This is a genomic window from Salipiger bermudensis HTCC2601, assembly GCF_000153725.1.
Taxonomy (GTDB): Bacteria; Pseudomonadota; Alphaproteobacteria; order Rhodobacterales; family Rhodobacteraceae; genus Salipiger; species Salipiger bermudensis.
This window is the reverse complement of sequence record NZ_DS022280.1, coordinates 35,601-48,857: the sequence shown is the minus strand read 5'-3', so window position 1 is coordinate 48,857 and position 13,257 is coordinate 35,601. Positions and strand designations below refer to the sequence as shown.

12 protein-coding genes are annotated in these 13,257 nt (G+C 68.6%); 7 read left to right on the top strand and 5 right to left on the bottom strand.

The annotated features are described in order from the left end of the window. The 7 genes from R2601_RS25050 to R2601_RS25020 all read left to right on the top strand — a co-directional run. The coding region (locus R2601_RS25050; RefSeq protein WP_007804116.1) for an ABC transporter permease at positions 1-603 on the top strand (603 nt) is incomplete at its 5' end. 1 nt (position 604) lies between these two features. Next, entirely contained in the window at positions 605-1,501 is an 897-nt protein-coding gene (locus R2601_RS25045; protein WP_007804114.1) for an ABC transporter permease, read from the top strand. A gap of 3 nt (positions 1,502-1,504) precedes the next feature. Then, positions 1,505-2,500, top strand: a complete 996-nt coding sequence (locus R2601_RS25040; RefSeq protein WP_007804112.1) for an ABC transporter ATP-binding protein — start codon at positions 1,505-1,507, stop codon at positions 2,498-2,500. Continuing rightward, a complete protein-coding gene (locus R2601_RS25035; RefSeq protein ID WP_007804110.1) occupies positions 2,497-3,480 on the top strand; it encodes an ABC transporter ATP-binding protein in 984 nt (327 codons plus the stop codon). Before R2601_RS25040 ends, R2601_RS25035 begins: the two co-directional genes overlap by 4 nt. Beyond that, positions 3,477-5,042 carry a gamma-glutamyltransferase family protein gene (locus R2601_RS25030; RefSeq protein WP_007804108.1) on the top strand — a complete coding sequence of 522 codons (1,566 nt, stop codon included), beginning with the start codon at positions 3,477-3,479 and terminating at the stop codon, positions 5,040-5,042. Before R2601_RS25035 ends, R2601_RS25030 begins: the two co-directional genes overlap by 4 nt. Further along, positions 5,039-6,430 carry a M20 family metallopeptidase gene (locus R2601_RS25025; RefSeq protein ID WP_007804106.1) on the top strand — a complete coding sequence of 464 codons (1,392 nt, stop codon included), beginning with the start codon at positions 5,039-5,041 and terminating at the stop codon, positions 6,428-6,430. Before R2601_RS25030 ends, R2601_RS25025 begins: the two co-directional genes overlap by 4 nt. 125 nt (positions 6,431-6,555) lie before the next feature. Beyond that, complete coding sequence (locus R2601_RS25020; RefSeq protein WP_007804105.1) at positions 6,556-7,380, top strand: SH3 domain-containing protein; 825 nt, start codon at positions 6,556-6,558, stop codon at positions 7,378-7,380. 143 nt (positions 7,381-7,523) lie between these two features. Here the strand turns inward: R2601_RS25020 and R2601_RS25015 are convergent, their stop codons facing one another. The 5 genes from R2601_RS25015 to R2601_RS24995 are packed head-to-tail and all read right to left on the bottom strand — an operon-like array spanning position 7,524 to position 13,197. Further along, the gene (locus R2601_RS25015; RefSeq protein WP_007804103.1) at positions 7,524-8,459 is read right to left on the bottom strand and encodes an ABC transporter substrate-binding protein; all 936 of its coding nucleotides are present in this window, start codon (positions 8,457-8,459) and stop codon (positions 7,524-7,526) included. A gap of 48 nt (positions 8,460-8,507) precedes the next feature. Further along, positions 8,508-9,515 carry an ABC transporter permease gene (locus R2601_RS25010; protein ID WP_007804101.1) on the bottom strand — a complete coding sequence of 336 codons (1,008 nt, stop codon included), beginning with the start codon at positions 9,513-9,515 and terminating at the stop codon, positions 8,508-8,510. Next, a complete protein-coding gene (locus tag R2601_RS25005; protein WP_007804099.1) occupies positions 9,512-11,017 on the bottom strand; it encodes a sugar ABC transporter ATP-binding protein in 1,506 nt (501 codons plus the stop codon). The genes R2601_RS25010 and R2601_RS25005 overlap by 4 nt, the downstream gene beginning before the upstream one ends. Beyond that, entirely contained in the window at positions 11,010-12,134 is a 1,125-nt protein-coding gene (locus R2601_RS25000) for a Gfo/Idh/MocA family protein (RefSeq protein WP_007804097.1), read from the bottom strand. The genes R2601_RS25005 and R2601_RS25000 overlap by 8 nt, the downstream gene beginning before the upstream one ends. A 4-nt stretch (positions 12,135-12,138) precedes the next feature. Further along, positions 12,139-13,197: a sugar phosphate isomerase/epimerase family protein gene (locus tag R2601_RS24995; RefSeq protein WP_007804095.1), complete on the bottom strand. Its 1,059-nt coding sequence runs from the start codon at positions 13,195-13,197 to the stop codon at positions 12,139-12,141. Between the last annotated feature and the right edge of the window lie 60 nt (positions 13,198-13,257).

The window sequence follows — 13,257 nt, the reverse complement described above, 5'->3', positions numbered from 1 at the left end:
CTCTTCGCGCTTCTGACCGCGGTGCCGCTCGGCGTGGTGGCGGCGATCCGTCCCAACTCGCTGATCGACCGCGTGGCGCTGTTCCTGTCGGTCGCCGGGCAGGCGATGCCGTCGTTCTGGTTCGGCCTGATACTGATCGTGGTCTTTGCCATCCAGCTCGGCCTGCTGCCGCCCTCGGGCGCCGCGACATGGCGGCATTTCATCATGCCCACCATCGTGCTGGGCTACTACGCCATGCCAGCCATCATGCGCCTGACCCGCGCCGGCATGCTCGACGTGCTGGGCTCGGACTACATCCGCACCGCGCGCGCCAAGGGCGCCGGCGAGACGCGGGTGCTTTTCAAGCACGCGCTGCGCAACGCCATCATCCCGGTGGTCAGCCTCGCGGCGGTGCAGATGGGCTTCATGCTCGGCGGCTCGATCGTGGTCGAGTCGGTCTTTGCGCTGCACGGCGCGGGCTACCTCGCGTGGGAGAGCATCGCGCGCAACGACCTGCCCACGGTGCAGGCGCTGATCCTCGTCTTCTCGATGTTCTACATCGTCTTCACCTTCCTTGCCGACGTGCTCAACGCGTGGCTGGACCCCAGAATGCGGAGCGCCTGACGTGACCGACGCCACCGATCCCCTCTTTCGTGAAATCGAAGGCCCGTCGCCGCGGCAGATGCTCAAGGCGCGCGCCCTGAAACACAAGGCGCTGATCTTCGGCATGACCGTGGTCCTGCTGCTGGTGCTGGTTGCGCTGCTGGCGCCGGTGCTGGCGCCGCACGACCCCTACGAGCAGAGCCTGATGAACCGCATGGTCAAGCCGGTCTTCATGGGCGGCACGTGGGAACACCCGCTGGGCACCGACCACCTTGGCCGGGACTACCTGTCGCGGCTGATCTACGGTGCCCGCGTGTCGCTGCTGATCGGCGCCGTTGCGGCGCTGATCTCGGGCGTCATCGGCACCGCCATGGGCGTCGCCGCCGGCTATTTCGGCGGCAAGGTCGATGCCGTGGTGACCTTTCTGATCAATGTCCGCCTCGCCATGCCGGTTGTGCTGGTGGCGCTGGCGGTGGTCGCCATCCTCGGTGGCTCGCTGACGGTGGTGATCTGCGTGCTGGGTCTGCTGCTCTGGGACCGCTTCGCCGTGGTCATGCGGGCCTCGACCCTGCAGGTGCGCCGGCGCGACTACGTTGCCGCCGCGCAGGTCATCGGCGCCTCGACCCCGCGCATCGTGCTGACCGAGATCATGCCCAACATCTTCAACAACCTGATCGTCGTGGTCACGCTCGAGATGGCGCACGCCATCCTGCTCGAGGCGGCGCTGAGCTTCCTCGGCCTGGGCGTGCAGCCGCCGACCCCGTCCTGGGGCCTGATGGTGTCGGAGGGCAAGAACATGATGCTGTTCGAGCCGTGGCTGGTGCTGATCCCCGGCGCGGTGCTCTTCGTGCTGGTGCTGGCGATCAACCTGATGGGCGACGGTCTGCGCGACGTCACCGCCCCCGAAGGCAGGAGCTGAGCCATGAGTGACACGATCCTTTCCGTGAAGAACCTGACCCTCGACATTCCCATGGGCAGCGGCACGCTGCACGCGGTGCGCGGCATCGACTTCGACCTCAAGCGCGGCGAGACGCTGTCGATCGTCGGCGAGAGTGGCTCGGGCAAGTCGCTGACCTCGCTGGCGGTGATGGGGCTGCTCGGCAAGTCCATCAAGCGGCAGGCCGACGAGATGCGCTTCGAGGATGTCGATCTGCTGAAAGCCAACCGCCGGGTGATGCGCACGCTGCGCGGCAACCGGATGGCGATGATCTTTCAGGAGCCGATGACCTCGCTCAACCCGGCCTACACCATCGGGGACCAGCTGGCCGAAACGCTCAGGCTGCACCGCAAGGTGAGCAACGCGCAGGCCCGCGCCCGCGCCATCGAGCTGCTCGAGAAGGTCGGCATCACCGCCGCAGAGAGCCGGCTGAGCCAGTATCCGCACCAGCTTTCGGGCGGGTTGCGGCAGCGCGTGATGATCGCGCTCGCGCTGATGTGCGAGCCCGACCTACTGATCGCGGACGAGCCGACGACGGCGCTCGACGTGACCATTCAGGCGCAGATCCTGCGCCTGCTGGTCGATCTCACCCGCGAGATGAACATGGCGATGATCCTCATCACCCACGATCTTGGCGTGGTGGCGCGCGTCGCCGACAAGGTGGCGGTGATGTATGCCGGCGAGCTGGTCGAGACCGGCCCCTCGACCGAGGTCTTTGCCAGGCCCAGCCATCCCTACACCCGCGGCCTGCTGCGCTGCATCCCGCAGCCCGGCAAGACCGAGCGCGGCGCGCCGCTCGGCACCATTCCGGGCATCGTGCCCTCGCTGATCGGCGAGGTCACGGGCTGCGCCTTCCGCACCCGCTGCCCGCACGCCCGGCCCGAGTGCCGCGCGCCGATCCCGCAGCGCGGCGACGCCACCCACGCGTTCCGCTGCATCCATTCCGATGGGGCTCTGTCGCAAGAAGGAGAGGTCGCATGAGCGATATCCTGACCCTCGAAGGGGTGAAAAAGACCTACAGCGTCAAGCAGGGCCTGTTCGGCACCCGCAAGCCGCTGACCGCGGTCAACGACGTGACCCTGTCGATGCGCAAGGGCGAGGTGCTGGGGCTCGTGGGCGAGTCGGGCTGCGGCAAGTCCACGCTGGCCAAGTTGCTGCTGGGGCTCGAACAGCCCACCGCCGGCAAGGTGCTGGTCGAGGGCGACGACATGGCTGGCCTCGACCGCCGCGCGCTGGCCGGGCGGTTGCAGCCGATCTTCCAGGATCCCTATTCCTCGCTCAACCCGCGCAAGTCGATCTACGACCTGATCTCGCTTCCGCTTCGGGTGCACAAGATCGGCGATGCCGCCAGCCAGCAGAAGGCGGTGCGCGAGATCCTCGACGTGGTGGGCTTGCCGCAGCGGGTGATCAACACCTATCCCAGCCAGATGTCGGGCGGGCAGCGGCAGCGCGTGGCCATCGCCCGCGCGCTGGTCATGCGCCCCGAGATCGTGATCTGCGACGAGCCGACCTCGGCGCTCGACGTGTCGGTGCAAAGCCAGATCCTCAACCTTCTGGGCGACCTGCGGCGCGAGTTCGGCCTGACCTACCTGTTCATCTCGCATGACCTCGCGGTGGTCGAGCACCTCGCGACGCGGGTGGCGGTGATGTATCTCGGCCGCATCGTCGAAGAGGCGCCGGTGGCGGATCTCTTCGAGCGGCCGCGCCATCCCTACACCCGCGCGCTGCTGAGCTCTGTGCTCACCCCCGATCCGACGCAGGGCGTGCCCGAGACCTCGCTCGGCAGCGACTACCCGAACCCGATCGATCCGCCCTCGGGCTGCGCCTTCCACCCGCGCTGCCCGCACGCGACAGAGCACTGCAAGGCGGTCGCGCCGCGCCCGCTCGAGACCGAGGCCGGCCGGGTCGAGTGCCACCTGCACGACCCCGAGAGCCCGATGTTCGAAAGGAGCGCCGCATGAGCGCCTTGTCGAAGACGCAGGAGACCCGAAAGCACGTCATCGAGACCGCGGGCGGCGTGGTCGCGGCGCAACATCGCCTTGCCGCCGAAGCCGGGGCCGAGGTGCTGCGCGCCGGTGGCGACGCGGTCGACGCGGCTGTGGCGACCTCGTTTGCCATCGGGGTGCTCGAGCCGTGGATGAGCGGACCGGCCGGCGGCGGGGCAGCGGTGCACTGGCGCGCCGATACCGGCGAGGCGGTGGCGATCAATTTCGGCATGCGCTCGCCGCGCGGGCTGAAGGTCGCCGATTACCCGCTGAGCGGCGAGGGCAAGGCCGGCGACCTGTTCCCGTGGGAGCGGGTGGTCGAGGACCGCAATGTCGAGGGCGCCAAGGCCATCGCGGTGCCCGGCACCGTCGACGGCCTCGGGCAGGCCCATGCCCGCTGGGGCCGGATGCCCTGGGCCGAGCTGCTCTCACCGGCCATCGCCTTCGCCCGCGAGGGGATGCTGGTCGACTGGTACGCGGCGCTGCTGATCGCTTCGACCGCGCGCAACCTCGCCAAGGATCCCGACGCCGCGGCGCTGTTTCTCGATGACGGGGTCTGGCCCAAGGGCAGCGGCTGGACCGCGATCCCCGACAACCGGCTCGACCAGAGCGCCATGGCTGCCACGTTGGAGGCGCTGGCCGCCGGCGGGCCGCGCGCCTTCTACGAGGGCGACGTGGGCCGCGCTCTGGCGCAGGACGTGCAGGCCAAGGGCGGCAGCCTCGCCGCCGAGGATCTCGCCGGCTACCGCGCCTGGGTGGGGGCGGCGCAGCCGGTGTCCTATCGCGACGCGCTGTTCCACGTCATGCCCGGCCTCACCGCAGGCCCGACCTTCGCGCGGGTGATGGAGCAGCTCTCGGACGCCGATCTGTCGAGCCCGGCATCTGCCTATCCTGCCTACGCCCGCGCGCTCGCCACCGCCTATGCCGAACGGCTGGGCAAGATGGGCGATACCGGCGAGGTGCCCGAGGCGCCGGGCTGCACCACGCATTTCTCCGTCGTCGACCGCGACGGCAACATGGTGGCCAACACCCAGACCCTGCTGTCGATCTTCGGCAGCCGCGTGGTCTCGCCCGCCACCGGGCTGCTGATGAACAACGGCATCATGTGGTTCGACCCTGAGCAGGGGAAACCCAACTCGCTGGCCCCGGACAAGGCTTGCCTGATGAATGTCTGCCCGGTGCTGGGCGCCGCAGGCGAACGCCGCGTCGCGCTTGGCGCGTCGGGCGGGCGCAAGATCGTCTCCGCCGTGTCGCAGCTGGCCTCCTTCGTGGTCGATGGCGGCATGAGCCTCGGCGAGGCCTTCCACTCCCCGCGCATCGACGTCTCGGGCGGCACCGGCATCGTTGCCGACGAGATGCTTTCCCAAGACGTGCTGAGCGCACTCGGCGCCGTCATGCCGGTCCAGACCACCCGCCGCACCGTGCTGCCCTATGCCTTTGCCTGCCCCGCAGGCGTGATGCGCGACGGCACGACCAACACCGGATGCACCGAAATCATGTCGCCCTGGGGCGACGCAGCCCTCGAGGACGACCAATGACCCGCGACGCCGCCATCTCCCATGTCACCGACTATTTCGACGCGGGAACCTTCCAGTCGGACCTTGCGAGCCTCGTGGCATTCCGCACCGAGAGCCAGAACCCGGCGCAGGAGGCGCGCGACGAGTCGCTGCGCTACCTCAAGGAGGCGATGCTGCCCCGGCTCGAGGCGCTCGGCTTCGCCTGCGAGATCATCGACAACCCCGATCCGCGCGGCGGCCCGCTGCTGCTGGGCGAGCGGGTCGAGGCCGAGGGCCTGCCGATGGTGCTGACCTATGGCCACGGCGACGCGGTGCTGGGGCAGGAGGGTATGTGGCGCGAGGGCCTCAAGCCGTGGGAGATCGTCGAGGAGGACGAGCGGCTCTACGGGCGTGGCACCGCCGACAACAAGGGCCAGCACCTCGTCAACATCGCCGCGCTCGAGGCGGTGCTGGCGACGCGCGGAAGCCTCGGCTTCAACACCCGCATCGTCATCGAGATGAGCGAGGAGGTCGGCTCGGTCGGGCTGCCCGAAGTGTTCGAGACCTACAAGGAGAGGCTCACCGCCGATGTGCTGATCGCCTCCGACGGGCCGCGCCTGCAGCCCGAGGTGCCGACCATGTTCATGGGCTCGCGCGGGGGCACCACCTTCGATCTCGTGGTCGAGACCCACGAGGGCGCGCATCACTCCGGCAACTGGGGCGGGCTGCTCGCCGATCCGGCGATGATCCTCGCCCATGCGCTGGCCTGCATCACCGACGCGCGCGGCCAGATCAAGGTGCCGGAATGGCGCCCTGACAGCCTCACCGACAGCGTCCGCGCGGCCCTGCGCGACCTGCCGGTGGCGGGCGGCGAGGGGCCGGCGGTGGATCCCGACTGGGGTGAAGAAAGCCTGACGCCAGCAGAGCGGGTCTTTGGCTGGAACAGCTTTGCCGTGCTGGCGATGGTCTCGGGCGTGCCCGAGGCGCCGGTCAACGCGATCTCGGGCTGGGCGCGGGCGACCTGCCAGCTGCGCTACGTGGTCGGCACCGACCCGGAAGAGGTGATCCCCGCGCTGCGCCGCCATCTCGATGCGCATGGCTTCGAGCGGGTGCAGATCCGCGCCCATGACCGGGGCTTCTTCGCCGCCACTCGGCTCGATCCCGAGCACCCGTGGGCGCAGTTCGTGGGCGCCTCGATCCGCAAGACAGCGGGCGAGTTGCACGTGCTGCCCAACCTCGCCGGCTCGCTGCCCAATGACAGCTTCACCGATATCCTCGAGGTGCCGACGATCTGGGTGCCGCATTCCTATCGCGGCTGCTCGCAGCATGCGCCGAACGAGCACATTCTGAAGCCGGTATCGCGCGATGCGCTGCGGGTCATGGCCGGGGTGTTCTGGGATGTCGGGGCAGGGGGCACGCCCGCCAGCTGAGGACAGGACGTCTCGCAACAGAGCTTTTCAAAGACATTGGGGATCGCGGTGCGCCGGGCGTGCCGCGATCCCTTGCACTTTCTTGCGCAGGGTGCTGCTCTGGCCGGTGAAAGAGGAGCGCTCAGATGACCCTGTTCCCGATCCGGGCGGCGATGGCCGCCCTGCTGCTTGCCGTGTCGATGCCGCAGCCCGCGGTGGCGTTCGAACCCGGATACGCCGCCACGCTCGACGACCGGCATCTCGACCTGCGCCGGGCGCCGGGCTTCGACAGCCGGGTGATCGGCCGGCCTGGCCCGGGCACGATGCTCCGCGTGCGCGCGGTGCGCGGTGGCTGGGTGCAGCTCGTGGATCTTGGCGGGATCTATCCGTCTGGCTGGGTAGAGGCCTCCACCCTCGCGGGGCTTGGTTGGGTCGATGCCACCCGGGCCGCCGGGACGGGCGAGGGGATGAAGCTCACCCGCGGCACCGACACCGAGGGCCGGCCCACCGGCCGACGGTCTTTCATGAACGCGCCGTTCGGGGCGTCTCAGGAGACGCGGCCGTCGCCAGTCCCGTCGCCCACGCTGCCGCGCCCCTGGCCCACGGTGCCGGGCAGCGGACGGCAAGAGCCTCTGAGCACGGATGTCGCACGCTTCGACTGCCGGAGCGGCAATGGCGCGGGGCAGGGTCTTGCGGGATGCACGCTGCGCCTGAGCGTCGCTCTGGAGATCCCCGAAGCCTATGCGCCCTTCCTGACGGAGGAGGTCGCGCTGGTCTGCGAGGCGAGCATTTCCTACGAGAGCCTCGGCGCCGAAGAGCGCCGCACGATCTGGCAGCAGGACGGGATGCGACTCCCGGTTCGCGACGGCACCAGCGGCGGCGACGTGATGCTTCGCTTCGACTTTTCGCTGGAGCCGGACCCGGTGCTTTCGGCAGAGGTCGAAAGCGTCGACTGCCAGCCCCGTCGGTAGTCTTGCCCTTCGACCTCGGAGCAAGAAACCGCGCTGCGCCTTCTTCAATTCAATGACCGAACAGACTGAAAGCGCCCCCGCGATATTCCGCGGGGGCGCCTGACCATGTCCAAGGGCGCCCCGCTTTCCGGGGCGCGGGCCTCTCAGTAGGGGCTGTCTTCGAAGTAGAAGTCGTCGGCGTTCTCGGGCGTGATCAGCTCCGAGGCGATGATGAACTCGCCGCTCATCGGGGCGGCACCGGTGACGCCGACGGCGGTCATCTCGATGGCGGTGGAGATCATTGCCGGCGGGTAGGTGACGTTGACCGGCACCGTCTCGTCGCCGTTGCGGATGCGGTCGACCATCTCCTTCATGCCGGCGCCACCGACCACGATCATCTCGTCGGTGCGGCCGGCCTGCTCGATGGCGGCCAGCGCGCCCACGGCCATGTCGTCATCCGCGGCCCAGACTGCGTCGATCTCGGGGAAGCGCGACAGCCAGTCCTGCATCAGGGTGAACGCGGTGTCACGGTTCCAGTTGCCGTGATCCATCGCCAGCACTTCGAGGCCGGAGCCGTCGATTGCCGCCTCGAAGCCCTCGACCCGCTCGTTGTCCACGGTGGAAGGGATGCCGCGCATCACCACGACCTTGCCGCCATCCTCGAGCGCACCGGCGAAATACTCGCCCGCGGTGCGGCCGAAGCTGTCGTTGTCACCGGCGACGTAGAGCGTCTCGATGCCCTCCACGGCGAGGCCGCGGTCGACCACGGTGACCCAGGTGCCGCTCTCGGCGATGCGCTGGATCGGACCGGTCAGCGGCTCGGATTCGAACGGCAGCACGACGAGCGCGTCGATGCCGCGGGTCGCCACCATGTCCTCGAGATCCGAGACCTGGGTGGCCGAGTCCGGCGTGGTGGTCAGCACGAAGCTGTGCTCGGGGTAGACCTCCTGAAGGCGCTCGACGGTGCGCTCGGCATGGTAGTTCAGCGCCCCGGCCCAGCCGTGGGTCGCGGCCGGGATCGAGATCCCGATGGTCTCGGCCTGCGCCGAGCAGGCCAGTGCGCCGATCAGCGCGGTGGTTGCGAAAAAGGTCTTCGTCATCTGGTAGTACCTCCCATGGAAAAGACGACGTTGCAGTCAGGCGGTCTCTCAGCGGTCGCTGGCGCTCTTGCGCTGCATGACCACCGCGAGGATGATGACAGCCCCCTGGATCGCTCCGTTCAGGTAGGGGCTCACGAAATCGGTGAGGTTGAGGATGTTGCCGATCAGGCTCAGGATCAGGACGCCCACGACGGTGCCCCAGACCCGGCCGAAGCCGCCCTTCAGAAGCGTGCCGCCGATGATCACCGCGGCGATCGCCTCGAGCTCCCAGAGCAGGCCGGTGGAGGCTGAGGCCGAGCCGAGGCGCGGCACGTACATCACCACCGCGAAGCCCACCAGCAGGCCGAGCAGGGCATAGGTGGCCAGCCGCACCTTGAGCACCGCGATCGAGGAGTAGCGCGCGACGCGCTCGTTCGAGCCGATGGCGGCGCAGTGGCGGCCGAAGGCGGTGTGGCGCATGACGATCTCGCCGATGATCGCCACCACGGCGAAGGCGATGATCGGCCAGCTGATGCCGGCGATGCCGCCGTAATAGACCGGGCGGTAGAGCTCGCGCATCTCGAAGCCGAGGCTTAGCGTGCCGCCATCGGCCAGCCACGTGATCAGCGAGCGGTAGATGCCCATGGTGCCCAGCGTCACGATGAAGGCCTCGATGCCGACCCGCGTGATCAGCACGCCATTGATGATCCCGGCGATCAGCCCGGCGGCCAGCGCCAGCGCGACCCCCAGAAGGATCACCGGCAGGGTGACGCCCATGCTTTCGGTCAGCGTGTTCATGGTCAGGATCATCAGGCCCGCCACGAAGGCGGCCATCGAGCCAACCGACAGGTCGAGCCCGCCGGCGGTGATCACAAATGTCATGCCCACCGCGATGATGCCGATGAAGGCCGAGCGTGCCAGTACGTTGGTGATGTTGGCGTAGCTCAGGAAGTTGGAGTTCAGCGCCATGCCGATCAGGATCAGCGCGATGAGCGCAACGACGGGGCCGATCACCTGAAGGTTGATCTTGCGGCCCGCGCCTTGCGAATTGGTTTTCGATGCCGTCGCCATGGTCATGCCACCGCCTCTTTACTGGTCTCCCCGAGGCCCATCGCCAGACGGACGATGGACCCCTCGTTCACGTCGTCTCCCTCGAGCGCGCCGACCACGCGCCCGTCATGCATGACCAGCGCCCGCGAGACGATGCCGATCAGCTCGGGCATCTCGGAGGAGATCACGATGATGGCGTGGCCCTCGGCGGCGAGCCGCGAGATCAGGCCGTAGATCTGCTGCTTGGTGCCGATGTCGATGCCGCGCGTCGGCTCGTCGATCAGGATCACCTGCGGTTCGCTGAGCAGGGTCTTGGCGAGCAGCAGCTTCTGCTGGTTGCCGCCCGAGAGGTTGCCAACCGGCATGCCGCGCTCGGGGATGCGGATGGCGAACTCCTCGATGGCGCGGTCGAGCGCGGCCTCCTCGGCCTTGCGGTCGATCAGCACCTTGCCGAAGCGGTCGAGCAGCGCCAGCGTCAGGTTCTCGCGCGCGCCCTTGTCGAGCAGCAGCCCGGCGTTCTTGCGGTCTTCGGTGAGATAGACCAGCCCGCGTTCCATCGCGGTGCGGACCTCGCCCGCGGGCAGTTCCTCGCCCATCAGCCGCACCTCTCCCGTGCGCGGGCGCAGCCCGGCGATGGCCTCGGCCAGCTCGGTGCGGCCCGAGCCCACCAGCCCGCCGATGCCCAGCACCTCGCCCCGGCGCAGGGTCAGGCTGGCATCCTCGATGAGGCCCGGCACCGAGAGCCCCTCGACCTCGAGCATGACCTCGTTCTGCGGCACCGCCTTGGCGGGATAGAGATCCGACAGCTCGCGGCCCACCATGGCGGCGGCCATCTCGTCTTCTGATATATCGGCGACCATCTCAGAGCGCACCATGGCGCCGTCGCGCAGCACCGTGACCCGGTCGCAGACGCGCTTGACCTCCGAAAGCTTGTGCGAGGTGTAGAGGAGCGCCACGCCCTCATCGCGCAGGCGCTCAATCTGGCGGAACAGGATCTCGCAGTCGCGCTCGGTCAGCACGGCGGTGGGCTCGTCCATGATCAGGACCCGAAGGTCGCGGGACAGCGCCTTGGCGATCTCGACCATCTGCTTCGAGGGCACCGAGATCTGCGACACCTGCGCCGATGGGTCGACATTGCATTCGAGCCGCTCGAGCAGCTCGCTGGTGCGGGCGCGCATCGCCTTGTGATCGAGGCGCCAGCCGCGTTTCAGCTCGCGCCCGAGAAAGACGTTCTGGTCGACACCGAGATGCTCCGCGAGGTTGAACTCCTGGTGGATCATCACGATCCCCAGCGCCTCGGCATCGTCGGAGCTCTGGAAGCTGATCGGCTTGCCCTGCCACAGCGTCTCGCCGGCGGTGGCGTCGTAGTAGCCGGCGATGATCTTCATCGTGGTCGACTTGCCGGCGCCGTTCTCGCCGATCAGGGCATGGATCTCGCCGGGACAAAGCTCAAAATCCACCCCGTGAAGGACCTGAACCGGCCCGAAGGACTTGTCGACGCCGCGCAGGGCGAGGATCGGGTCAGCCATGGCCCACCTCCACCCAGGCGCTGTCGGCCTCGGCCGAGCGGATGCAGGCATCGATGAACTCGAGCCCCTCGACCCCGTCGCGGATGCCCGGGAGCAGGGTCTCGTGCGGCTGCCCGGCCTGCCTCGCGCGGATCGCGCAGGCGGCCTCGGCGTAGATGTTGGCAAAGCCCTCGAGATAGCCCTCGGGATGGCCCGGCGGCACGCGGCTGCCGGCCATGGTCTCGGCGCCGCGACGCAGCTTGCGCGCCGGCTCTCCGAGCTTGGTGAACCACAGGGTCTCGGGCGTCTCGTGAGCCCATTCGATCCCGGCGGTCTCGCCGTAGATGCGCAGCTTGAGCCCGTTCTCGGTGCCCGGCGCGACCTGGCTGCACCAGAGCGCGCCCTTGGCGCCGGAGGCATAGCGCATCATGATCTGGGCGTTGTCGTCGACCGCGCGGCCGGGGACGAAGCTGGTCAGGTCCGCCGCCAGCCGCTCCGGCACCATGCCGCTGACAAAGCGGGCGAGCTGGAAGGCGTGGGTGCCGATATCGCCGATCGAGCCGCCCGCGCCGGCCTTCTTGGGATCGCCGCGCCAAGCCGCCTGCTTGCTGTCGCTGGGCCGGGCCAGCCAGTCCTGCGCGTATTCCACCTGCACCAGTCGGATCGGCCCGAGATCGCCGCGCGCGATCATCTCGCGCGCCAGCCGCAGCTGCGGATAGGCCGAGTAGTTGTGGGTCAGAACGAAGAGCGCGCGGGCCTCTTCGGCGATCTGCGCCAGCGCGCGGGCGTCCTCGAGCGTCGAGGTCATTGGCTTGTCGCAGATGACGTGGATGCCAGCCTCGAGGAACGCCTTGGCGGCGGGAAAGTGCACGTGGTTGGGCGTGCAGATCGACACCGCCTCGATGCCGTCGGGGCGGGCCGCTTCCTCGCGCGCCATGACAGCGAAATCGTCATAGGTCCGCTCCGGCGCGATGCCGATCTCGGCGGCGCTCTCGGCGTTGCGCTCGGGCGTGGTCGAGAGCGCGCCGGCGATCAGCGCAAAGCGGTTGTCGAGCCGTGCCGCGATGCGGTGCACATTGCCGATCATCGCGCCCTTGCCGCCGCCGACCATGCCGAGCCTGATGGGAGTGTGGGTCATGGTGTCAGCCCTCCAGCCCGAGCATCCGCAGGTTCGCGGCCTGGTCAGTGCCTGACGCCGCGAAATCGTCGAACGCGTGCTCGGTGACGCGAATGATGTGATCCTTGACGAACTGCGCGCCTTCGCGGGCGCCGTCCTCGGGGTGCTTAAGGGCGCATTCCCACTCGACCACCGCCCAGCCGTCGAAATCCATGGCCGCGAGCTTGGCGAAGATCGCCTTGAAATCGACCTGCCCGTCGCCGGGGCTGCGGAAGCGGCCCGCTCGGTCGACCCAGGACTGGAAGCCGCCATAGACGCCCTGCCGCCCCGTGGGGCGGAACTCGGCGTCCTTGACGTGGAACATGCCGATGCGCTCGGCATAGATGTCGAGATGGGCGATGTAGTCGAGCTGCTGCAGGAGGTAGTGGCTCGGATCGTAGAGCATCATCGCCGCCGGATGCTGGTCGACCCGGTCGAGGAACATCTCGAAGCTGGCGCCGTCATGCAGGTCTTCGCCGGGATGGATCTCGTAGCAGATCTTCACGCCCTTCTCGGCAGCATGGTCGAGGATCGGCCGCCAGCGCTTGGCCAGTTCATCGAACGCCGCTTCGACAAGGCCCGCCGGGCGCTGCGGCCACGGGTAGAGATAGGGCCAGGCCAGCGCGCCCGAGAACGCCGCCATCCGGTCAATGCCGAGATTGGCCGAGGCGTCGATGGTCTTGAGCACCTGCTCGACGGCCCATTCCTGCCGCGCCTTCGGGTTGCCGTGCAGCGCGGCGGGGGCAAAGCCGTCGAAGGCCTCGTCATAGGCGGGGTGGACCGCCACGAGCTGGCCCTGGATATGGGCCGAGAGCTCGCTGATCGCGACGCCGTTTGCGGTCGCGGTGCCGGCGAGCTCCTGGCAGTAGTCGCGCGACGTGGCCGCCAGGTCGAGATCCATCAGGCCGGCCTCGCCGGTCGGGACCTGAACGCCGAGATAGCCGCAGCCCGCGGCCCATTTGGTGATGTTGTCGAAGCTGTCGAACGGCGCATCGCTGCCAACGAATTGCGCAAGAAACAGGCCGGGGCCTTTCAGTGTTCGCATGTGCCCTCCCAGGTCGCCGATAGTAGATGTAATCGGTTACATATAGTGCTGACACACTCT